We start from the raw sequence: 21,781 nt of genomic DNA, 5'->3' as shown, positions 1-21,781 counted from the left end.
AGCTCAGAACAGCCCGATCAACTTCAGCAGGCCCCACAGCGCCAGCCCGGCCATGCCGATCAACACCAGCAGCATCAGCCCCACCGCACCCACCGCCCGCAGCAGATAGCCGCGGGCGGTGGTGTCTATCGTCCGACCGTCGGCGATCGTCTGGTTGACCAGGCGCAGGTTCTTGGAGGTGGCCTTGTGCGCGACATCGGCCACGTCGCCGACGAACGGGACCGTGCCCAACACCGCGTCGACCAGGTAGTTCCAGCCGATGCGGAACAGGATGCGGACCGGCACCCGGTTGCGCACGGCCTCGACCATCACGACCGCCGCCACCACCGTGCCCACCGCGTCGCCGACGCCGGGCACGAACCCGATCACCGGGTCGACCCCCACGCGGTAGCGGGTGCCGGGGATGCGGACGAGGTCGTCGAGCACGCGCGCCAGGCCGGCGGTCAGGGGCGACCCGCCGGTGCGGTCGACGGGGACCGGTGCGGCGGGCGTGCCCGGGGTCGGCGTGCCGTGGGCCGGCGCGACGGGGGTCGCGGCGGGCGTGCGGTCGGGGCGGGCGCCGGTCATATCGGCCGAGAGTACGGGCCGCGACGTGACGCGCCACCGCGATGCGCCACCGGACCCGCCTCAGTCCGCGGGGAGCCGGACGGTGACGACGACGCCGGCGCCGGGGGCGGTGTCGAGCTCGACGGTGCCGCCGTGCGCGCGGACCAGCTCGTCGACGATGCTCAGTCCGAGCCCGCTGCCGCCGCCCCGCGTGCGTGTGCGCGAGTCGTCGGCCCGGTGGAAGCGTTCGAACGCCCGCGCGGCGTCCTCGGGCGCCATCCCGGGGCCGTCGTCGCGGACCGTGATCACCGCCTCGCTCCGCTCGTGGGCGACGGTCACCCACACGCGGGCCTCGGGCGGGGTGTGACGCAGGGCGTTGACGACGAGGTTGGTCACCACCTGGTGGAGTCGGCCCGCATCACCGGTGACCACGGGAACCCCCGTGACCTGCAGGTCGACCTCCCGCGACGGGTCGGTGGCGCCGGCGGCATCAACCACATCGGAGACGAGCCCGGCCACGTCGACGGGCGCGCGGTCGAGCGGCCGCTCGGCATCGAGGTGCGCGAGGGTCAGCAGGTCCTCGACGATCCGTGACATCCGGAGTGATTCGGCCTCGATCTTCGTCAGGGCGGCATCCGAGTCCGGGAGGGCGCCCATCCGGTGCAGTTCCGCGAACCCGCGGATCGAGGTGAGCGGCGTGCGCAGCTCGTGGCTCGCGTCGGCGGCGAACCGTCGGGTGCGTTCCTCCGAGGCGCGCGCGATCGACTCCGCCGCGCGCGCCGCCGCCTCCGACTCGCCGCTCGCGGCCAGGGCCCCGCGCAGCGAGTCGACCATCTCGTCGAGACTGGCCGTGAGATCACCGACCTCGGTGCCACGGGGCCGGGGCGGCAGACGCCGCTGGAGATCCCCGGCAGCGATCTGGCCGGCCGCCGAGCGGACCTCGTCCAGCGGCCGGAGCGCGCGGGTGACCAGCGACCACCCCGCCGCCCCCACGACGAGCAGGACCGCGGCCCCCACCACGGCGGAGACCGTGATGAGGAGCGCGACGGTCTGGTCGACCTCGCGGTCCATGGGCAGTCCGACGATCGTGGTCCCCTCCGACGACGGCAGGACCACCACCCGCCAGTCCCCGTCGCCGGTACCGGTGACCGTGGTCGGCGTGCCGGTGGCGGGGCTCGCCGGGACCTCGGGGCTCTCGCCCGTCTCGTCGACGGACAGCACCACCGAGCCGGACGCGGACCGCTCCTCCACATAGAAGCGGCTCGGCGGCGCGCCCCGGGACGGCGGGCCGGAGCTGGTGCCGGGTGCGGGGCTGGCGCCGGTGCCGGTGTCGGTGTCGGAGCCCGGGCCAGCGGCCTGGCCGGGCAGCACGCCGGGAGCGCCCGGCGGGCGGTGCGCCCATCCGCCCGCCGCGTCCATCAACTGCGCGTCGACGCGGTCGATCAGCTGCGCGCGCATGGTCACCGCCACCGCCGCGCCCGATGCCACGAGGCCCGCCAGCACCAGCAGGACCATCGTCACCACGAGGACGACCCGCAGCGGGATGCGCTCGAACTGGCCCCGCGTCATCGGGGCTCGCGCATCACGTATCCGACCCCGCGCAGGGTGTGGAGGTACTTGACCGGGCCGGTGTCGACCTTGCGGCGCAGGTAGCTCACGTAGGACTCGACGACGTTGGCGTCCCCTCCGAAGTCGTAGTCCCACACGTGGTCGAGAATTTTGACCTTGGACAGCACGACGCCCGCGTTGACCATGAAGTAGCGCAGCAGCGCGAACTCCGTGGGCGAGAGCGCGACCGCCTCACCGGCCTTGAACACCTCGTGGGAATCGTCGTGGAGTTCGATGTCCGCGAAGGCGATCCGGTGATCGGCAGCAGGCTCGTCGCGGGGGGCCGCGCCCCGGCGCGCGAGCACGCGGATCCGGGCGATCACCTCCTCGAGGCTGAACGGTTTGGTCACGTAGTCGTCGCCGCCGATCGTCAACCCCCGTACGCGGTCGGCGACCTCGTCCTTGGCCGTGAGGAAGAGCACGGGGGCCGTGGAGCCGTCCGCGCGGAGCCGGGCCAGGGCGTCGAATCCGTCCATCCCCGGCATCATCACGTCGAGCACCACCACGTCGGGGCGGAACGTGCGGGCGACGTCGATCGCCTTCGTGCCCGTGTCGGCGGTGGCCACCTCGAATCCCTGGAACGTCAGACTGACCTGGAGCAACTCGACGATTCCGGGCTCGTCGTCGCAGACGAGCACGCGGACGGCGGCGCCCTGGGCGTCCGTGGCTGCGGTCATGGTCATGAGTGTGCCCGAATCCTCTCGGCTGATCAGGCCGGTGTGCGCTGGCCGCCGGGCGGGCTCATGCCCTCGGGCGGGGCCATCCCCTCAGGCGGAGCACCTATCGGCCCGCCCCCGCCCGGTCCACCGCCGGGCCCGCCCGGTCCACCGCCGGGCCCGCCTGCGCCACCGCTCGCCGCGTTCTCCTCCGCCGACGCCACGCCTATCGTGATGGTGAGCGAGTACCCGGCCCGCGGGTCGCCGGTGACGGTGGGCAGCTGCGCATCCCAGCTGTCGCTGAAGATGCCGTCGGTCTCCGGGCTCACCCGCGAGAGATTGGCGACCGAGGCCGAATACCCGGGGTCCGCCGCGTACACGGCCTCGGACATGTCCTGCGGCAGCGCGATCTGCGAGGTCAGCCGGGCGTTCTCCCCGGCCACCGCCGCGGCGAGCGTGTCGTACACCTCAAAGTGCAGATGCGGCCAACGTCCCGCGTAGCAACCCGGGACGATCGAGGTGAACGTCACGCGCCCCTCGGCGTCGGCCGTCTGGACCCCGCGCAGGTAGTTCTGGTCCGTCACACCGTCGCTGTAGAGGGAGTATCTGCCCTCCCGGTCGCACTGCCACAGGTAGACGGCCATGCCGGCGCCGGGCGCGCACGACTGCGTGAGGTCCTGCAGGTTCATGGTCAAGGTCATGGGCACCCCCTCGGCGGTGCCGCTCATGGTGCCGAAACTCGTGGTGATGTCGCTGCGGTGGACCCCGGATTCGACCAGGACGTTGGGGCCGTTGGACCCGTCGCCCGGGTAGGGTCCGGCGGTCTCGCCGGGGGCGGCGGCAACGCAGTCGGCGGCGTCGGTCGCGGCGTCGGTGGTCGCCGCCGCACTCCCCGCGGCCGCGGTCGTCCCGGTCGAGCCGGTGTCCGTGGCAGCGCAGCCCGCCAACCCGAGCGTCGCCAGTCCGGCCGCGCCGAACAGTCCCCTCAGGGCGCTGCGTCGCGACAGGACGGCCATGTCGTGGCGCAGGCCCAGGTCGTGTTCATGCTGGTCGGGGTGGTCGTCGTGGGTTGTCATCACAGTCCTTCTCTTCGGCGATGACCTGACGGTAGAGCCGCTTCCCGTACGCCGACTGGAGGTCTCCTGTGAAGTTGCTGGACGCCCGCGGCCGCGATCCCGGCAGCGGTGGCGGACAGATTCTGGTTTCGTGGAGTGATGACGATCTCGACCCGCCGTCCGCACACACGTCACCGGACCCGCCCCGCCGCCGGCCTCGCGGCTGCCGCCCTCGCCGTCGTCATGGCGGGTTCCGGCTGCGCGGCGCTGACCGGCGACACCGGCGCGGACGAGCTGCAGGAGTTCCTCTCCGTCCTCGAGCGCGGCGACCTCGCCGGGGCGGCCGCCCTCACCACCGACCCGGTGGCCGCGGAGGAGGCCCTCACCGCGAGCGTCGCCGGCATGGGCTACCCCGCGCTGTCGGCCGACACCCCCGACGGCGACCGGCGCCCCGACCGCGACCCCGTGGCCGTGGATTTCACGTGGGACCTGGGGGACGGTGACGACGACGGCACCGAGGGTGACGACGACGAGGCCACCCCCGGCCCCACGGACACCGGCGGCGAGGCCGGATCTCGCTCGGTGACCACCTCAGGACAGGCGGGCACCGTCAAGGTGGACGACCAGTGGAAGGTGCAGTGGGAGCCCACGATCCTGGATTCCCGTCTCGTCGCGGGCGGGTATCTGGAGTACGCCGAACTGATGGACTACGACACCGACATCCTCGACCGCACGGGCGCGCCGCTCATGCAGTGGACTCCGGTCACGGCCGTGACGCTCGCCCCGGACGCCGCCGCGAGCGCGGACGCGGTGGCGCAGCTGGTGAACAGTGCGGCGCCGACGATCACCGGGCAGTCGATCCGCGACGGAATGGCGGAGGCAGGCGACCAGCCGTACCAGGTGGTGGGGCTGCGGCCGAGCGATATCGACCCGATCCGTGAGCAGCTGGCCGCCGTGCCGGGGGTGACGCTGCCCGAGCGGGGAGATCTCATCCGCACCGACCGCGAGTTGAGCTCGCCGGCGCTGAACGGTCTGCCCGACGCCTGGTTCGAGGCGCTGCGGGCCTCCGGCGGCTGGTCGGCGGACATCATCAACCCGGATGCCGAGCCGATCGAGCTGGGCGGGGCGCCGGCGGGACAGGTGGACGATCTGACCTCCACGCTGCAGATCTCGATGCAGCAGGCCGCGCAGTCCGCGGTGGACGGCTCCGGCCAGGCCGCCTCGATCGTCGCGATCCAACCGTCGACCGGCGGCATCCTCGCGGTGGCGCAGAACTCCGCTGCCGACGCGCAGGGCCCCGTCTCGCTGGAGGGTCGCTTCCCGCCCGGCTCCACGTTCAAGGTGGTCACCACGGGCGCCGCTCTCGAGTCCGGGGTGGTGGGCCCGGAGGAGATCGTGCCGTGTCCGGCGCAGATCACCGTGTCGGGCCGCACGATCCCCAACGACGACGACTTCGCGCTCGGCGAGGTGCCGCTGGAGACCGCATTCGCACGCTCGTGCAACACAAGCCAGGCGGTGATCAGCGACCGGCTCGAGCCGGAGGCGATGAAGAACACCGCCGCGCAGCTTGGCCTGGGCGTCGGATTCTCCGGGCCGGGGATGAGCCCGTCATGGTTCACCGGCTCTGTTCCCGTCACCGAGCGCGGCCCTGGCCGGGTCGAGGCGGCGATCGGGCAGGGCGAGGTGCTGGCCAGCCCGTTCGGCATGGCGGTGATGACCGCGTCGCTGGCCAACAACGGCAGGATGATCCTGCCGGAGCTCATCTCCGGGATGCCGGCGGTGGCCAACGATTCGCCGGAGCCCCTGCCACAGAACGTCGTCGACACCCTCCGGCGCTACATGGTGCAGACAGTGCAGACCGGCACGGCCACGGCCGCCAACTCGGTGCCGGGGCTCGGCGGTAAGACCGGCACCGCGGAGGTCGGCAACGGGCCGTCCCACGGCTGGTTCGTGGGCTCGACGGGCGACATCGCGGTGGCGGTGCTCATCGAGGGCGCCGACTCATCCGGGCCGGCGGTGTCGATGGCGGCGAACTTCCTCACCTCCGCCGGCCAGCCGGCCCCGCTGGCCGCCGGCTGAGCGCAGGTCAGATCTTGGGCACCATCAGCGTGCGACACGCCGAGTCAGAACTCACTGATGAGGCCCAAAATTGATGCGGCGAGCGGCGTCTCTCTCTCTGCCCGGCGACGCCGGGTCGGGCAGGGGTGAGCCGCGCGCAGTCAGTGGGCCGAGCGACGGGAACGGGTAGTTTCGGCTCATGCGCCTGAGCGACCTGCCCCTCCCCGATGCCGCGGCCCGCCGCCTGTCCCGACTGCCTTTCGTGTCGACCCCGTCCCCTGCCGACACCAACCGGCGGGTGCTGATCACCGGCGGCGCCTCGGGCCTGGGCCTCGCGCTGGCCACAGCGTTTCTCGAGCGCGGCGACCGGGTGATGATCGCCGACCTGGCGCCCGCCGACTCCCGGCCCGCGTCCATCCCCGAGGATGCCCGCTACCTGCGACTTGACGTGCGCTCGGAGGACGAGTGGCAGGCCGCGCGCGACGAGATCAATGAGATCTGGGGCGGTCTCGACGTGCTGGTGAACAACGCCGGGATCGCGCAGGGTGGCCGGATCGAGATGCTCACCGAAGACGACTGGCGCCTCATCACCGACATCAATCTCCTGGGCGTGGCCCGCGGCTGCCGCACCTTCGTGCCGATGCTCAAGAAGCAGGGCCGCGGCCGTGTGGTCAACACCGCCTCGCTCGCCGGTCTGGTGCATCCGCCCACGATGAGCTCCTACACCGCGGTCAAGGCGGCCGTCGTGGCGATCTCGGAGAGCCTGCGCTGGGAGCTCGAGCCGTTCGGAGTGGACGTCTCGGTGATCTGCCCGTCGTTCTTCCGCACCAACCTGGCCTCGAGCCTCAACTCCTCCGACCCCGCCGCGGCCGGGTTCGCCTCCAAACTCATCACCCGCGCGAAGCTCGACGCCGACCAGATCGCCGCCGAGGTCATGCTCGCGCTCGACGCCGGCGAGTTCCTCATCCTCCCCGATCCCGATGCCCGCAAGAACTACCGCGGCAAGCGTCTGCTCCCGGCGGTCTACGCCAAGACGATGCTCGACATGGGCCGCAAGTTCGCGGCCGCCACCGGCAAAAACTGACGCGAACGGCGGCCGCTCGCGGAGCGCTCGCGCCCGCACGCCCGGCCCCCGCCGTCACATCCAGCCGGCCGCCTGGCGCACCAGCAGCACCGCGGCCACGACCGTGAGCGCCACGCCGGACAGCCGGGTCACGGTCGCCGCCGCGGACGGCCGCCCGCTCAGGTACCGGGCGGCCAGCAGCCCGACGGCGAAGTAGACCACCGCGCAGCCGGCCAGATGCACCGAGCCCAGGACCATCATCTGGGCCGGCATCGGCAGGGCCGCGTCCGGGGCGGCGAACGGCGGCAACAGCGCCCCGAGCAGCAGGATCACCTTGGGATTGAGCAGACTCACGCCCACGCCGCGCGCGAACTGCCCGCCGCTGGAGACGGCGCCGACCGCGGGGGCTGGGCCCGCGTGAGTGCCGGCGGCTCCGACCATGCCCGGCGCGCCGGGGTCGAGCGCGCGATCGAGAGCACCGCCGCCCAACTCGCTCCGGCCCGGCTCACGCAGCATCCCGATGCCCAGCCAACCGATGTAGAGCGCGCCGACCACCGTGAGCACACCCAGGATCATCGGGTCCCCGGTGAGCAGGAGGCCCAGACCGGCGGCCACCACGATGGTCGCCGCCAGGTGCCCGGACAGCATCCCGCTGATCGCGGGCACCACGGAGCGGTTCCGCAGGCCGGAGGAGATCGCGTACGCCCAGTCCGCTCCGGGCGTCAGCACGAACAGCATGGACACCGCCCAGAACGCGGCGACAGAGGTGAGTGGCATGACTGAAATGCTATGAGTGTTCCTGCGAAAAGTGCTCCCGAGTTACTCGCCGAACAATCCGTTCTGCGGGAGAATGTCCCGCATGGACCGCATTGACCGAAATATTCTCCTGGCACTCCAGGAGCGGGGTCGGCTCACGCTCGCCGAGATCGCTGACCGGGTGCGGCTGAGCGTGTCGTCGTCGCACCGGAGGCTCCGCGCGCTGGAGACCTCCGGCGCGATCACCGGATACCGCGCGGTGATCGACCCGTCGGCGGTAGGGCTCGACTTCGAGGCCCTCGTCTTTGTGACCATGCGCTCGGGCGAGAAGGCCACGCTCACGGCGTTCGAGGCGGGGGTGGCGGAGCTGCCGGACGTCGTCTCGGCGCAGCGGCTGTTCGGCGAGCCCGACTACCTGCTGCGGATCCTCGTGGCCGACCTCGCCGCGTTCCAGAAGCTCTACGACGAGCACCTGGCCGGGCTGCCCGGCGTCGGGAACCTGCGCTCGACGCTGGTGATGCGCACGGTCGTCGAGGACCGCGGCGTGCCGCTCTGATCGGGCCCCGGAGAGCATCAGCGGGTGCGCCTGCGCCGACGCCCGCCCCACGTATTCTGCAGGACATGAGCCCCTCGAACCTGATGTCCCGCGCCGACCTCGACTTCCTCCTCCACGACTGGCTGCGGGTCTCCGAGCTGACCGACCGCGAGCGGTACGCGGACCACTCGCGGGAGACGATCGACGCGGTGCTGGACCTGTCGGCCGAGCTCGCCGAGAAGTACTTCGCGCCGCACAACCGGGCCTCCGACCTCACCGAGCCCAGGCTCGTCGGCGAGGACGTCGAGCTCATCCCCGAGATCGGCGAGGCGCTGCGCCGGTTCGCCGACGCCGACCTCGTGGGCGCCGCCATGGACGCCGAGGTGGGCGGCATGCAGCTGCCGTATACCGCGTACCTCGCGTGCATGGCCTGGTTCTACGCGGCCAACATCGGCACGGCCGGCTATCCCCTGCTCACGACCGGGAACGCCAACCTGCTGCTCACGCACGGCAGCGAGGAGCAGATCGAGCGCTACGTCCGGCCGATGATCGAGGGCCGCTTCACCGGCACCATGTGCCTGTCCGAGCCGCAGGCCGGTTCCAACCTGGCGGACATCACCACGCGCGCCGAGCCGCAGCCCGACGGCACCTACCGCCTGTTCGGCCAGAAGATGTGGATCTCCGGCGGCGAGCACCAGATGGCCGAGAACATCGTCCACCTCGTGCTGGCGAAGGTCCCCGGGTCCCCGGCCGGCACGCGGGGGATCAGCCTGTTCGTGGTCCCGAAGTTCCTGGTCAACGAGGACGGCTCGCTGGGCGAGCGCAACGACGTTGTCGTCACCGGCCTCAACCACAAGATGGGCTTTCGTGGCACCGTCAACACCGCCCCCACCCTGGGCCAGGGCCTGCACACGCCCGGCGGTCAGGCGGGCGCGGTCGGCTACGTCGTGGGCGAGGAGAACACCGGGCTCAAGAAGATGTTCACGATGATGAACGAGGCCCGCCTCGGCGTGGGGCTGGGCGCCACCGCGCTGGGCTACACCGGCTACCTCAAGTCGCTGGACTACGCGCGCGGCCGGCCCCAGGGCCGGTCGGCCGGCGCGGACCCGGCGTCGCCGCAGGTCATGCTCACCGGGCACGCGGACGTGCGGCGGATGTTGCTCGCCCAGAAGTCGTATGTGGAGGGCGCGCTGGCATTGGGCCTGTATTGCGCGAGGCTTGTCGACGACGAGAAGTCCGGCTCCCCGGAGGAGGCGGCGGCCGCGAAGACCGTTCTGGACGTCCTCACGCCGATCGCCAAGTCGTGGCCGTCGCAGTGGTGTCTGAAGGCCAATGAGCTGGCGATCCAGGTGCTCGGCGGGGCCGGCTACACGATCGACTACGACGTGGAGCAGCACTACCGGGACAACCGCCTGAACCCCATCCACGAGGGCACCCACGGCATCCAGGGCCAGGATCTGCTGGGCCGCAAGGTACTCGCCGGGGGCGGTGCCGGGCTGGCCGCACTGACCGAGCGGATCACCGAGACGTGCGACCGGGCCGCCGCGGACGGGCCCGGCACCGAGCTCGCCGAGCTGGCCGCGCTGCTGCGGCCCCGCGTCACCCGCCTCATCGAGGTGACCACCGCGTTGGCCGAGGTGGGCGCGAGCGATCCGGAGGCGTTCCTGGCCGATGCCACCGAGTACCTCGAGGCGACGGGGCACATCGTGATCGCGTGGATGTGGCTCGAGCAGCTGCTCGCGCTGGGCTCGCGGGTGGACGAGGCCGCCGAGGGATCCGACGCGTTCGCCGCCGGCAAGCTCCAGGCCGCCCGCTACTTCCTGCGCCGCGAGCTGCCGATCGTCGACGCCAAGCTCGACCTTCTCGCCTCCGGCGACCGCACCACGCTCGACATGCGCGACGACTGGTTCTGAACTGCGCCGGGGGCGGCTGGGGTCTGGACGGCGACCTGTACCAGCCTCGTTCCGAGGGCGGACGCCGCGAAGCCCGGACCGACTCGAGGTGGTCGGCCCGGGCTCCGGGGCTGCGGACGACGGGGATTCAGGGTCCCCGCAACGGGTCAGGTCACATCTCGGGGACCATCACCTCGTCGATGAGGTAGACGGTCGCGTTGGCGGTCTCGACGCCGCCACAGATGACGTTCGCGCCGTTGACCATGAGCTCGTCGCCCGAGCCCGTGACGTCCACGTCGGCGCCGTTGAGGGTGGTCTGCATGCCGACGACCTCATCGGGGGTCATCTCGCCCTCGACCACGTGGTAGGTGAGGATGTCGGTGAGCATCTCCGGGTTGGTCTTCAGCTGCTCCATGGTCGCCTCGTCGATCTGCGCGAACGCGTCATCGACCGGCGCGAAGACCGTGTACTCGCCGCTGTTGAGGGTGTCGACCAGGTCGACCTCCGGGTTCACACCGCCCGAGACGGCCTGCGTCAGCATGGTGAGCATCGGGTTGTTGGAGGCCGCGGTGGCGACCGGCTCCATGGCCATGCCCTCGACCGAGCCGGGCCCGTCCGGGTTGGCCTCGGCGTAATCAGCGCAGCCGGGACCCACGAGCGAGGCGGGCTCGGCCTCCATGGCGGAGGTCTCGGAGGAAGAGGCCATCGCGGACGAGGTGGTCATGGCCGAGGTGGTGCCCTCGGCGTCGCTCGAGCCGTCGTCGGTGGAGCAGCCGGCCAGGACGAGCCCGCCCACAGCAGCGGCGGCGGCGACGGAGGCGATGCGCCGGGAGATCGTGGTGCCCATGGTGATGATCCTTTCGGTCGAGCCCTGATCGCCAGTAGGTGATCTGCGGTGGGCTCCGTGTGCTGGGTCACCGGTGGTTCGGCACTGCAGACGTAGCGGATGGGTGCGGCGCGAATCTTTTTTCCGAACCGGTCCGTCGGCGGCTCCGCTCCGAACTCCTCACATGAACACAGCAGAGGCTCACACAACGGGGTCCGGGCAGGGCCCCCGCCGGGGTCGCCGGCCCGTAGCAGCGGCGCGCGCCCTGTCGGGCGTCCTCGCGGTGGGGGTCGCGCTGTCGCTCGGACACGCGATCGCCGCGGCCTTCGACACTGCGGCCTCACCCTTCCTCGCGGTGGCCGACTCCGTGGTGGACCGCGCGCCCGCCGCGGTACGCGAGATGACCATCGACAAACTCGGCACCGCCGACAAACCCGCACTCCTGATCGGGCTGTCCGTCATCCTCCTGCTCATCGGCATCGTGGCGGGTCTGCTCGAGCGGCCCCGGCGACCGATCGGGTCGGCCGTGATCGCCGTCCTCGGCGTGGTCGGGGCGCTCGCAGCGGCCCTGCGCCCCAACGGCAGTCCGCTCTGGGCCCTGCCGACCCTGCTCGGCGCGACCGTCGGTGTGGTGACCCTGCGCCTGTTGGTGGGGGCGCTGTACCGGGGCCGCGAAACAGCTGGAGCAGCGTCGCCGGCCGAGACCGCGCCATCAGCCACGGCCGGCCCCGACCGCCGCCGCTTCCTCATCCTGGCCGGTTCCGCCGTCGCCGTCATCGCCGCGGCCGGCGCCACCGGTGTCGCGCTGGGGCGGCGGGCCGCCGACGTCGTGGCCGAACGCACCGGCTTACGCCTGCCCCGCGTCCTACCGCGCCAGGCGGCCCCCGCCGTCCCGGACGGCATCGTGCCTGACGCCCCCGGCGTGACCCCGTTCCTCACCGGAAACGACGAGTTCTACCGCATCGACACCGCGCTGCGCGTCCCTGCGATCACCGCCCGCGACTGGCGGCTGCGGATCCACGGGATGGTCGAGCGCGAGATCGAACTCGACTGGGACGGCCTGACCGCCCGCGAGGCGCAGGAGCGGATCGTCACGCTGACCTGCGTGTCGAACGAGGTCGGCGGCGGCCTGGTGGGCACCGCGGCCTGGACCGGCTTCCCGATCGCCGACCTGCTCGCCGAGGCGGGCCCCCTGCCCGGCGCGGACATGCTGCTCTCCACCTCCGTCGACGGCTGGACCGCCGGTACCCCGCTCGAGGCGCTCACCGACGGCCGCGACGCCCTACTGGCTGTCGGTATGAACGGCCAGCCCCTGCCGCTGGAACACGGTTACCCCGTCCGCCAGGTCGTCCCGGGCCTGTACGGCTACGTCTCCGCCACCAAGTGGGTGATCGACTGGGAGGTCACGCGGTTCGACCAGGCGAGTGCCTACTGGACCGACCGCGGCTGGGGCGAGCGCGGCCCGATACGGACCGCCAGCCGGATCGACCGACCGGCCCCGCTGGCGGAGCTCGAGGCCGGCCTCGTCGTCGTCGCCGGAACGGCCTGGGCGCAGCGCCGCGGTATCGACCGGGTCGAGGTGCAGGTCGACGACGGACCCTGGACCGACGCCCGCCTGTCGCCGGCCTACTCTCTCGACACCTGGCGCATGTGGTCGTTCGACTGGGACGCCGAACCCGGCCTGCACACGCTGCACGTCCGGGCCACCGACGGCCGCGGCGAGGTCCAGACCGAGCAGCGCCGCCCCACCGTCCCCGACGGCGCCACCGGCTGGCACAACCGCACCTTCCGGGTGACGGCGTGATGGCCGTCCTCGACACGCCGCGGCCCGCGCCGGTACAGCGCGCCGCCCCCCGCACTAGACTGACGCTCGTGCCCGAGCCCACCGCCCCGTCGATGGCCGACCCGGGGCGCCTGCTGGAGCTCGCCGCCGGCGGCGATCTCGACGCGTTCGCCCGCTTCTACGACCTCCTCGCGCCCCGCGCGTACGGCCTCGCGCTGCGCGTCCTGCGCGATCCGGGATACGCCGAGGAGACCGTGCAGGAAGTGTTTCTCCAGGTGTGGAAGCAGGCCGTCGACTACCGGCCGTCGCTCGGATCGGTGCAGTCGTGGGTGTTGACCATCACCCATCGCCGCGCGGTGGATCGCGTGCGGGCGGAGAGTTCCGCGACGCGCCGCGACGAGGTCGACGCCGCCGCCATGGCCGCGTCCGGGTCCGCCGCGTCTGACGACGTCGCCGAGCAGGTCACCGAGCGGATCGGCCGTGACGAGGACGCCGCGCGCGTGCGCGGATGCCTGGAGACCCTGACCGACACCCAGCGCGAGTCCATCGAGATGGCCTACTTCACCGGGTTGACATACCGCGAGGTCGCCGACCGGCTCGGCGCGGCCCTGCCCACGGTCAAGTCCCGCATCCGCGACGGGCTGCGCCGGCTGAAGGGCTGCCTGGGAGGTGCGTTGGCGTGAGAAGCCATCACGATCATCCCGAGACCGCGGGCGGCATCGACCCCGCCGATCTCGACCTGTATGCCCTGGACGCCCTGCCCCCGCGCGAGGCCGAAGCCGTCGAGGAAGCGCTGGTCAGCGCGCCGGAGGATCAGCGCGCGTCGATGTTCGCGCACATCGCGTCCACGCAGGAGGTCGCCGCGGATATGGTCGCCGTCGCCGGCCTCGACACCGCTCCCCCTCCCGCGCTGCGGGCCCGCGTCCTCGACGAGGTGGCCGCCCGGGCGCGGCGGGACCGCGTTGGTGGGCCCCGAGACGATGACGACGACGACACCACCGGCGACCCTGTTTCCGGCGACCGCCCGGGCGGCGGCGGCTCTGTGACTGACCTGAGTGCGATGCGGGCGCGTCGCCGTCCCCGCATGTGGACCGTCATCGGCGCCGCGGCGGCCGCGATCCTGCTGGTCGCGGCCGGTGTGGGCATCGGGCGGATCACTGACGGCTCTTCCCGTGAGGACAACCTGCCCGTGGCCGCGCCGCCGTCCGGGGCCATGCCGGAAGACGTGACGATGCTGCTGGCCTCCGACGACCTGGAGATCACCCGCGGCCAGGTCGGCGGCGCCGGGCTGGCCACCGTGTTGGCGTCGCGGTCGGCGGATATGGCCGTCATCTCGATGACCGGTCTGCCCGATCCCGCCGAAGGACGCGCCTACCAGCTGTGGCTCATGGGCGACCACGATCCGATCCCCGCCGGGACCATGGAGTCGGGCGAGGTGGGCCCGTCGCCCGCCGCGCAGATCGAGGGCATCAGCGGCTCCGAGCAGATCGGTCTCACCGAGGAGCCCGCCGGCGGCTCACCGGCCCCGACGGGCGAGGTCCTGCTCGCGCTCAACCTCGACTGAGTATGGGCTGGGCCCGCCCCGCTTCGGCTCGCCGACTGCACGCGGACCTGGGGCGCCCTGCGCGCTGACCTGCGGTGCCCTGCTCGATGCGTGCAGGGCACTCCAGGTCAGCGGTGTGCGCGGGACGCGTCGTCTCAGGGCTGCCACCACGGGCGGAGGGGGCGATCCCAGGTCTGCTCGTCGGTCAGACGCACAGCGAGGATCTGGTGGAGCTGGATCTTGTTGTGCTCGAAGCCGTACTGACAGGCGCCCATGTACAGGCCCCACAGCTTGGCCATGGGCTCGCCGACCTCTTCGACCGCGGAGTCCCAGTGCTCGACGAGGTTGGCGCACCAGTCACGCAGGGTCATCGCGTAGTGCGGGCGCAGGTTCTCTTCATGGAGCACCTCGAATCCGGCGTTCTCGGCCTCCACGTGCACCGTTCCGGCGCCGGCCAACTCACCGTCCGGGAAGATGTAGCGGTCGATGAACTGCCCGGCCTTGACCTTGCCCGCGTTGTCGGGCCGCGTGATGCAGTGGTTGAGCAGGATCCCGCCCGGCTTGAGGTAGCCGTGGAGCTTGCTGAAGTAGTCGTGGTAGTTCTTGCGTCCGATGTGCTCGGTGATGCCGATCGAGCTCACCGCGTCGAAGTCCCGCTCGGGCACGTCGCGGTAGTCCTGCAGCCGGACCTCGGCCAGATCGCCGAGCCCCTCGGCCTCGATCGCGGCCCGGCCCCACTCGACCTGCTCCTTGGACAGGGTCACGCCGATCACGCGGACGCCCCGGCGCGCGGCGTAGCGGACCATGCCGCCCCAGCCGCAGCCCACGTCGAGGAGCCGGTCGCCGGCGGAGAGCCCCAGCTTGTCGAACACCAGGCGGTACTTGTTCTCCTGCGCCGTCTCCAGTGACGCGTCGACCTCGGGATAGCAGGCGCACGTGTACGTCATGGACGGCCCGAGGATCCACTCGTAGAAGCGGTTCGACACGTCGTAGTGGTAGCTCACCACCTCCGAGTCGCGCTCTTTGGAGTGCCGCCGCAGCCCGCTGACCACGCGCTTCCACGCTGGCGGCACCTCCTGCGCCGGAATCGGCGGCACAGTGAGGTTCTCGCGGCCGATCGAGCGGGCGATCCGCAACAGCGTCCGCGCGTCGGGCGTGCGGGTCATGGTCTTGCGGAACACCTCGAGCGAGCCGAAGACGTCGCGCGGGGCACCGGGGTGCACGCCCTCCACCTCGAGCTCGCCCATCAGGTAGGCGCGGGCCAGACCGAGGTCGCCGGGGGCGGTGACGAAGTACTGCAGCGCCTTCTCGCTCTTCAGGCGGAGCACCAGGTCGCTGTCGGCCGGCCCGATCGCCGAGCCGTCGTAGGCCTCAATCCGCAGCGGCGGCTCACCGGTCGCGAAGGCGCCGATGATCTCGCCGATCGTCATTGTGCCCGAGGGCGTGCTGCTGCGGGTCGTGGTCATCGTGCTCCTACCGCCTTGTCGTAGAGGGTCGCGAACCGACCGTTCGGGTCGAACTCAGCCTTGAGGCGCGTCGCCTGCTCGCCGCCGTACAGCTCGGCGAACTCCTCGCGCGAATAGAAGACCTCCGAGTACAGCGACTTGTGGCCGCCGAGCCGGGAGACCTCCTCCTCGATCCGCCTGTTCCACGCACCCTCGGCCATCCCCGGCTCTATAGGTGCAGAGGACCAGAAGCCGATGTTGACGTAGGTGGTGCCCGGGTCGAGCGGGTACAGCGGCCACGGCCGGTCCGACCCCGGCGCCGGGGTGGACTCGCGCAGCCGCAGCGGGCAGATCCACAGCGGCTCGATGGGCACCTCGCGTAGGAACCACTCGAGGAACTCGGTGGCGTGATCGATGGTCACCTCGACGTCCTGCACGACCCGCTCGCGCGGCCCCTCGCCCTTGAGCGCGCCGATCTTGTTGCCCAGGTCGTAGCGGTGATCGAGGCCGATGATCTTCCAGTACGCGGACGAGCGCAGCAGCTGCTGCGGCCAGAACTTCCGGATCCGCGGGTTCTGCACGCCGAACGCCCGCGAGCACCAGAACCAGTCGGTGTCCCAGCGCCACAGGTAGTCGCGGATGGTCAGCCGGTCGCGCTTGACCGCCCCCTCTGGTCCGTCGTGCTGGACCGATCGGTAGAAGATCGCCTGCTTGTCGGTCGCGCCGGAGTAGTCGGAGGTCGGGCCGGGCTCGTCGGTGTGCCGCCCGAGGCAGAGGTAGGCCTCGTCGGTGGAGAACACGACGCCGTCGAGGAAGTCGACGCGGGCGGATTCGGGGTCCGGGCCGGAGCCTGCGCCACCGGTGTCGGCCGAGCCGGCGGCGGCTGCGTCGTCGTACCTTCCCTCCACGCTGATCCGCTCCAGCGCCGCGGTGAGCGCGGCGATCGAGTTGAACCGCACGTGGCGGAGCTCGACGTAACGCCTGACCGGCTCCAGGGCGATGCGCAGTCGCACCGCGTAGCCCAGCGAGCCGTACGAGTTGGGGAAGCCGCGGAAAAGGGTGCGTTCGCGCTCGGTGCCGTCGGGGCGCGCGGTGACGATCTCACCCGTGCCGGTCAGCACGTCCATCTCCAGCACCGACTCGTGAGGCAGCCCCAGGCGGAAAGAGGAGGACTCGATGCCCAGACCCGTCACCGCGCCGCCGAGCGTGATGGTCTTGAGCTGCGGCACCACGTACGGCATGAGGCCGTGCGCGAGCGTGGCGTCGACCAGGTCCTCGTAGGTGCACATGCCCTGGACGTCGGCGGTGCGGGCGTCCGGATCGACCGAGATGACGCACGTGAGACCGGTCGTGTCGAGACCGGGCGACGACGACGAGGCCCGCGGCCGGAAGAGGTTGGACGTCTTCTTTGCCAGCCGCACCGGGGAGCCCTCGGGCACCGCCCGGAAGCTGTCGACGAGTCGCTGCACACCTTCCGCGTGGCGGGCGGCACCCACCTCGAGAGGGTCAACGACAGTCACGGCAGATCCCATGCGACCCACCTTAGTCTGGCCCTCCGACTGCCGTAATCGATCCGGCGCAGCCGCTTCCCCTGCCCGCCCCCGGAACGCTCCCGGACGCCTGCGTGATAGCCCGCCCCCTGGCTGATCTCACGCGCATCACGATTGGGGCACCAACGTCCTCTTCCTCCCTCGTTCCCGTCAGGCCGGGCGAGAAGGTCCCGTACCGTCTGCGGCAACACAGGCCCCGGCAGGGCCGTCTCTGCAGCACGACGAGGTCAAGGAGTTCCCATGTCACCCCACGCACACCGCACCCGACGCCGCGCGATGGTGGCGGCCTCCGGGCTGGCCGCCCTGGCGCTGACCCTGAGCGCCTGCAGCGGCGACGACAACGCCGACGACACGGTCGCCGACGCCACGAGCGCGGTCGCGTCCGCCGCAACCGAGGCCACGAGTGCCGTCGGCTCCGCCGCCGCCGAGGCCACGAGCGCCGTGGGTGAGGCCGGGGACGGCGACGATCACGAGGGTCACGACCACGGCGATCACGACGGCGACGACCATCCCGATAAGGACCGCGAGTACCTGGACGCGCTCCGCGACAACGGGGTCACCGTCCACGACGACGTCGACTTCCTCATCCGCGGACACGACGCGTGCCGCGACCTCGAGGACGGCGAGAGCGCGGACGTGGTGATCGCGAGCTACTACGAGGCGCACCCCGAGGCGCCGGAGAACGAGGGCGCGACCGTCCTGGAGGCGGCCGTGAACGCCTTCTGCCCGGACTACGCGCCGGCACTGAACAACTAGAACCCGGCCCGGTCGAGCGCCTCCGCGGTGAGGCGCCGGCCGAGCGCGATCATCTCGTCCGCCCGGTGGAAGTCGAACGCCGTGCACGAGTCGGACGGCACCTCGACCAACACGTCCGGCCGGTTCGCCGCCATCCGGTAGGCGGTGATGATGCTCTCCATCACCTCGATCGAGTGGATCACCACGTCGAAGATCCGCAGCGTACCGGGCAGGGAGGCGTCGCCGGGGTCCTCTGACTCGACCTCGGCCTCGCCACGGGCCACCGACTCCTCGACCTCGTGCGAGGGCTCTACATCCGTAGCAGCACTGGCCGTGACGGCATCCGAGGCGGTCGCCGCCGCGTCGGTCAGCGTGTCCGTTTCATCCCGGCCGTCCGGGCCCGCGGTGGTGTCGTCGCGGAGATCTCCACCCTCGGCGGCGCCCTGGCCCCAGCGGGCGGCGATCGAGCGCACCAGCTCGGCGTCGCGGACGTCGGCGGCCGCGGTCCGGATGCGGCCGGTCAGCGTGCCGGCGGACCGGGCCACCCCCGGGCCCTTGCGGGTGTGGCCGGTATCGGCGTCGGCGCCGTCGTCGGGACCCGGGTTCTTGAAGACCGATGTCACGCGCATGCCTGTGCGCCGGCCGGTCAGGGACACCGCCAGCAGCATGTCGCTCTCTACCGGGGCGAGTGGCTCGAGCGGTACCGGGTTGGTCACGCCTCCGTCGATGACAAGCCGTCCACCGACCAGCGCCGGGGTGATGACGCTGGGGATCGCGAACGAGGCCCGCACCGCGACGTCCGCCGGACCTTGCGTGAACCAGATCTCGCGGCGCGCCTTGAGGTCCGTGGCCACCGCCGTGAACGGCAGACGCATGCCCTCGATGCGGATGCCGTCGAGCATCGACCCGATCACCGCCATGATCTTGTTGGCGCGGATCGCGCCGCCGCCGGCGAAGGACGGGTCCAGCAGTCGTAGGACGTCACGCTGGGACAACCCGCGCACCCACTCCTCGAAGTCGTCCAGCTTGCCGGCCGCGTACAACGAACCCACCACGGCGCCCATCGACGCGCCCGACACGCCCACCACCTCGTGGCCACGGGCCTCGAGCTCCCGGATCACCCCGATGTGCGCATAGCCGCGTGCCCCGCCGGACCCCAGTGCCAACGCGATCCTCATTCCGCGCCACCCCTTCCGCGTTCGCCGAACGTCTTCCAGTGTGCACCGTGAACTCCCTGGCCGGGCGTGCCGACCGGGCGTCCGTGTCGTACCCGACACCTATCGTCCGCACTGTATCGACCATCAGTTCGATACCGGGCCCCACGGTCCGCACGATTGACAGATCACCACATCGAGGAGCACCCATGTCCCACACCCTGTTCGCGCCGGTCGATCCCGCGATGCTGAAGATCGCGGCCACGATCGAGCGCTGCGGAATCAACATCATCCACGTCGGCGAGGGCTGTGACTGCCGGGACTGCCACGCGGCCCCCATCCCGCCGGAGCAGCAGTTCGGATACACGATCGGCCTCACCGAGCTGGGCCATCCGGAACTGCTGGTGCGCGGCCTCGGCGGCCGGGAGTCGGCCGCGCTACTGAACAGGTGGGGGGACGTGGTCCTGGGCGGCGAGGCACTCGATGCCGGACACCTGCTGTGCGAGGGACCTGCCGGACACACCTGGGAGCTCGTGCCGGTCCACCGGCCCGAACGCACGCTGCGCTGGGCGGGCCTCTACTACGGAGCAGCCGGCTCCGGCCCGCCCCCACTGCCCGGCGAGGTGACCGCACTGGAGCTGATCCCGGCCCGCCGGCCCTGCCCCTGCGGGGCCTGCGGCTGACGCCCGGGCGGGCCGGCCGCCGACCCCGTCGTAGGGTTGAGCCATGCCCCGCCATCAGCTGCGCCTGGACGCGAGTTCGCCGACGATCATCGTGCCGATCACCGCACGGGACGTCACCGAGCTCGACCAGAGCGCGGCGGCCTCGGCGGCTGCGCCGGCCGGCGCGGCCGCCGAGTGGCGGGTCGACCTCTTCACGCCGTTCACCGACGGCGGCGGGGGCGATCCGGCGCAGGCGGTCGCCGCGCTCGAGCGGCTGGTCGGGCTCCTGCCGAATACCCCGATCCTCGCGACTTTCCGCACCACCGCCGAGGGCGGGTCGGCCGAGATCGCCGCCGACTCCTACGTCTCGCTGATCGATGCCCTGGCCGCCACCGGCATGGTCGCGGCTGTGGACGTGGAGTACCGGCACCCCGAGGCGGGTCGGGCGATCGCCGCGGCGCACCGGCACGGCGTTCCGGTCGTGGCCTCCAACCACGACTTCGACACCACTCCCCCCGTCGAGGAGATCGTGGCCCGACTCGAGGCCATGGAGGCCGCCGGGGCGGACGTGGCCAAGATCGCGGTCATGCCACGCTCGGCCGCCGACGTGGTGTCGCTCCTGGACGCGACCGAACGCCGCTACCGGCAGGCGCGGATCCCGCTCATCACCATGTCGATGGGCGCGCTCGGCGCGGTCACCCGTATCGGCGGAGGTGCGTTTGGATCCGCGGCGACCTTCGCCACCGTCGGCGCGGCATCGGCCCCGGGCCAGCTCCCCGCCGACGGGGTGCGGGCCGCGCTGGACCTCCTGCACCGCGGGCGCTAGCTAGCCGTAGCGGCGCAGGACCTCTGTGCGCAGGCCCTTGGTGGCCGTGTCGGCGATGCTCTTCTGCGCCTTCTTGACCACCATGCCGGGGAGCTTGATCTTCAGGTCCACCTCGAGGTCGAAGATCACCTCGGTGGTGCCGTCGCCGTTGTCGGTGAGCCGGTAGCGCGCGTTCTGCAGCTTCTGCGAACCGCTCTCGATCAGCGACCAGCTCACCTCGCCGTCGTACCACTCGTACCTGACGACCATCTCGTCGGTGACCCCGTACTGCGAGATCTTCTCCCACACGACAATCGGCCAGCCGTCCGCGTCCTCCTCACGGACCTCCACCGCACGGTGGGCGTCCGACCAGTCGACGAGGGACCTGACGTCCGCCATGACCTCCATGATCTCGGGGATACCGGCCTCGATGGTGATGACTGATTGCACTGAGACTGCCATGCTCAGTAAAGCTACCCTCACGCCCGCGCAACGGTGCGAGGATCAGTACATGGCGGACCAGCACACGGACTCGGGCACACACCGCGCGGTGGCACTGCTGCGCGGGATCAACGTGGGCAAGGGCAACCGGATAGCGATGGCCGATCTCCGCGCCGTGACCGAGAACGCCGGCTGCACGGCCGTCGCGACCGTGCTGGCCAGCGGAAACGTGGTGGTCACCGACCCGCGCGCCCCGGCCGAACTGCGGCAGTCACTCGAATCGGCCTACTCCGCGGCCTTCGGCTACGACGCGGTGGTTCAGGTCCTCACGCGCGACGCCGTCGCGGCGGCGGTCGACGCGTACCCGTTCGAGACGCTCGACGAGCACCACGACTACCTGGTGTTCTCCGACTCCGAGGAGGTCACCGCGCGAGTCCTGCGCGACATGACGGACGCAGTCCGGCCCGGCACCACGGAAATCGTGGCTGCCGGGCCGGGCTGCGTGTACTGGCGGGTGTCCCGTGGCGATTCGTTGACGTCAACGGCGGCGAAGGTCACCGCGGCCAGGGAGTACGCGCGTCATCTCACCACGCGGAACCTCAATACCCTGCACAAGATTCTCGCGCTGGGCTAGAGGCGGATCGGTCAGTGACTGATCAGGGCGCCTC

At 71.6% G+C, this 21,781-nt stretch carries 21 protein-coding genes; 11 read left to right on the top strand and 10 right to left on the bottom strand.

Annotated elements, in window-relative coordinates; all coding sequences use genetic code 11:
- Positions 1–3: 3 nt before the first annotated feature.
- From ACWGLC_RS15895 to ACWGLC_RS15880, 4 genes are read right to left on the bottom strand one after another with little or no spacing between them, the layout of a single operon-like run.
- On the bottom strand, positions 4–567 hold the full coding sequence (locus ACWGLC_RS15895) for a DUF4112 domain-containing protein (RefSeq protein ID WP_452100793.1): 564 nt from the start codon (positions 565–567) through the stop codon (positions 4–6).
- A gap of 60 nt (positions 568–627) precedes the next feature.
- On the bottom strand, positions 628–2,115 hold the full coding sequence (locus tag ACWGLC_RS15890) for a sensor histidine kinase (RefSeq protein ID WP_452100792.1): 1,488 nt from the start codon (positions 2,113–2,115) through the stop codon (positions 628–630).
- Positions 2,112–2,831 (bottom strand): response regulator transcription factor, encoded by a 720-nt coding sequence (locus ACWGLC_RS15885; RefSeq protein WP_452100791.1) that lies wholly within the window; start codon positions 2,829–2,831, stop codon positions 2,112–2,114. The genes ACWGLC_RS15890 and ACWGLC_RS15885 overlap by 4 nt, the downstream gene beginning before the upstream one ends.
- Positions 2,832–2,863: 32 nt before the next feature.
- Positions 2,864–3,886: a dioxygenase family protein gene (locus ACWGLC_RS15880; protein WP_452100790.1), complete on the bottom strand. Its 1,023-nt coding sequence runs from the start codon at positions 3,884–3,886 to the stop codon at positions 2,864–2,866.
- 138 nt (positions 3,887–4,024) lie between these two features.
- Here ACWGLC_RS15880 and ACWGLC_RS15875 point away from each other — a divergent pair, with 138 nt between their 5' ends.
- A complete protein-coding gene (locus tag ACWGLC_RS15875; protein WP_452100789.1) occupies positions 4,025–5,944 on the top strand; it encodes a penicillin-binding transpeptidase domain-containing protein in 1,920 nt (639 codons plus the stop codon).
- Between the two features lie 178 nt (positions 5,945–6,122).
- Positions 6,123–7,007 carry an SDR family NAD(P)-dependent oxidoreductase gene (locus ACWGLC_RS15870; RefSeq protein ID WP_452100788.1) on the top strand — a complete coding sequence of 295 codons (885 nt, stop codon included), beginning with the start codon at positions 6,123–6,125 and terminating at the stop codon, positions 7,005–7,007.
- A gap of 54 nt (positions 7,008–7,061) precedes the next feature.
- On the opposite strand, the gene ACWGLC_RS15865 is transcribed toward ACWGLC_RS15870, so the two are convergent.
- Entirely contained in the window at positions 7,062–7,763 is a 702-nt protein-coding gene (locus ACWGLC_RS15865) for a LysE family translocator (protein WP_452100787.1), read from the bottom strand.
- A gap of 82 nt (positions 7,764–7,845) precedes the next feature.
- On the opposite strand from ACWGLC_RS15865, the gene ACWGLC_RS15860 reads away from it, so the two are divergent.
- On the top strand, positions 7,846–8,298 hold the full coding sequence (locus ACWGLC_RS15860; RefSeq protein WP_230929138.1) for an Lrp/AsnC family transcriptional regulator: 453 nt from the start codon (positions 7,846–7,848) through the stop codon (positions 8,296–8,298).
- Between the two features lie 65 nt (positions 8,299–8,363).
- On the top strand, positions 8,364–10,190 hold the full coding sequence (locus tag ACWGLC_RS15855; protein ID WP_452100786.1) for an acyl-CoA dehydrogenase: 1,827 nt from the start codon (positions 8,364–8,366) through the stop codon (positions 10,188–10,190).
- 151 nt (positions 10,191–10,341) lie between these two features.
- Here ACWGLC_RS15855 and ACWGLC_RS15850 read toward each other — a convergent pair whose 3' ends face one another.
- Entirely contained in the window at positions 10,342–11,016 is a 675-nt protein-coding gene (locus ACWGLC_RS15850) for a fasciclin domain-containing protein (protein ID WP_452100785.1), read from the bottom strand.
- A gap of 163 nt (positions 11,017–11,179) precedes the next feature.
- On the opposite strand from ACWGLC_RS15850, the gene ACWGLC_RS15845 reads away from it, so the two are divergent.
- The 3 genes from ACWGLC_RS15845 to ACWGLC_RS15835 all read left to right on the top strand — a co-directional run bounded on the left by ACWGLC_RS15845 (position 11,180) and on the right by ACWGLC_RS15835 (position 14,342).
- Positions 11,180–12,799 (top strand): molybdopterin-dependent oxidoreductase, encoded by a 1,620-nt coding sequence (locus tag ACWGLC_RS15845; RefSeq protein WP_452100784.1) that lies wholly within the window; start codon positions 11,180–11,182, stop codon positions 12,797–12,799.
- Positions 12,800–12,867: 68 nt separating this feature from the next.
- A complete protein-coding gene (sigK, locus tag ACWGLC_RS15840; protein WP_452100783.1) occupies positions 12,868–13,461 on the top strand; it encodes an ECF RNA polymerase sigma factor SigK in 594 nt (197 codons plus the stop codon).
- Positions 13,458–14,342, top strand: a complete 885-nt coding sequence (locus ACWGLC_RS15835; RefSeq protein ID WP_452100782.1) for an anti-sigma factor — start codon at positions 13,458–13,460, stop codon at positions 14,340–14,342. The genes sigK and ACWGLC_RS15835 overlap by 4 nt, the downstream gene beginning before the upstream one ends.
- A 134-nt stretch (positions 14,343–14,476) precedes the next feature.
- Here the strand turns inward: ACWGLC_RS15835 and ACWGLC_RS15830 are convergent, their stop codons facing one another.
- Both ACWGLC_RS15830 and ACWGLC_RS15825 read right to left on the bottom strand, forming a co-directional pair.
- Positions 14,477–15,787: a class I SAM-dependent methyltransferase gene (locus ACWGLC_RS15830; RefSeq protein WP_452100781.1), complete on the bottom strand. Its 1,311-nt coding sequence runs from the start codon at positions 15,785–15,787 to the stop codon at positions 14,477–14,479.
- Positions 15,784–17,298, bottom strand: a complete 1,515-nt coding sequence (locus tag ACWGLC_RS15825; RefSeq protein WP_452100780.1) for an FAD-binding oxidoreductase — start codon at positions 17,296–17,298, stop codon at positions 15,784–15,786. Before ACWGLC_RS15825 ends, ACWGLC_RS15830 begins: the two co-directional genes overlap by 4 nt.
- A 258-nt stretch (positions 17,299–17,556) precedes the next feature.
- On the opposite strand from ACWGLC_RS15825, the gene ACWGLC_RS15820 reads away from it, so the two are divergent.
- Positions 17,557–18,072 carry a DUF732 domain-containing protein gene (locus ACWGLC_RS15820; RefSeq protein WP_452100779.1) on the top strand — a complete coding sequence of 172 codons (516 nt, stop codon included), beginning with the start codon at positions 17,557–17,559 and terminating at the stop codon, positions 18,070–18,072.
- On the opposite strand, the gene ACWGLC_RS15815 is transcribed toward ACWGLC_RS15820, so the two are convergent.
- Positions 18,069–19,229: a patatin-like phospholipase family protein gene (locus ACWGLC_RS15815; protein WP_452100778.1), complete on the bottom strand. Its 1,161-nt coding sequence runs from the start codon at positions 19,227–19,229 to the stop codon at positions 18,069–18,071. The genes ACWGLC_RS15820 and ACWGLC_RS15815 overlap by 4 nt on opposite strands.
- A 185-nt stretch (positions 19,230–19,414) precedes the next feature.
- On the opposite strand from ACWGLC_RS15815, the gene ACWGLC_RS15810 reads away from it, so the two are divergent.
- Together ACWGLC_RS15810 and aroD are read left to right on the top strand one after the other, a co-directional pair.
- The gene (locus tag ACWGLC_RS15810) at positions 19,415–19,888 is read left to right on the top strand and encodes a DUF4262 domain-containing protein (RefSeq protein WP_452100777.1); all 474 of its coding nucleotides are present in this window, start codon (positions 19,415–19,417) and stop codon (positions 19,886–19,888) included.
- Between the two features lie 43 nt (positions 19,889–19,931).
- Complete coding sequence (gene aroD, locus ACWGLC_RS15805; protein WP_452100776.1) at positions 19,932–20,693, top strand: type I 3-dehydroquinate dehydratase; 762 nt, start codon at positions 19,932–19,934, stop codon at positions 20,691–20,693.
- On the opposite strand, the gene ACWGLC_RS15800 is transcribed toward aroD, so the two are convergent.
- Entirely contained in the window at positions 20,694–21,134 is a 441-nt protein-coding gene (locus ACWGLC_RS15800; RefSeq protein WP_230929149.1) for an SRPBCC family protein, read from the bottom strand.
- Between the two features lie 49 nt (positions 21,135–21,183).
- Here ACWGLC_RS15800 and ACWGLC_RS15795 point away from each other — a divergent pair, with 49 nt between their 5' ends.
- Positions 21,184–21,747, top strand: coding sequence for a DUF1697 domain-containing protein (locus ACWGLC_RS15795; protein ID WP_452100775.1), 564 nt, complete (start codon positions 21,184–21,186; stop codon positions 21,745–21,747).
- The last annotated feature ends 34 nt before the right edge of the window (positions 21,748–21,781 follow it).

It is taken from the genome of Dietzia sp. NPDC055877, assembly GCF_053615975.1.
The sequence above is the reverse complement of the archived record's forward strand: the minus strand, read 5'-3'. Positions and strand labels throughout refer to the sequence as shown.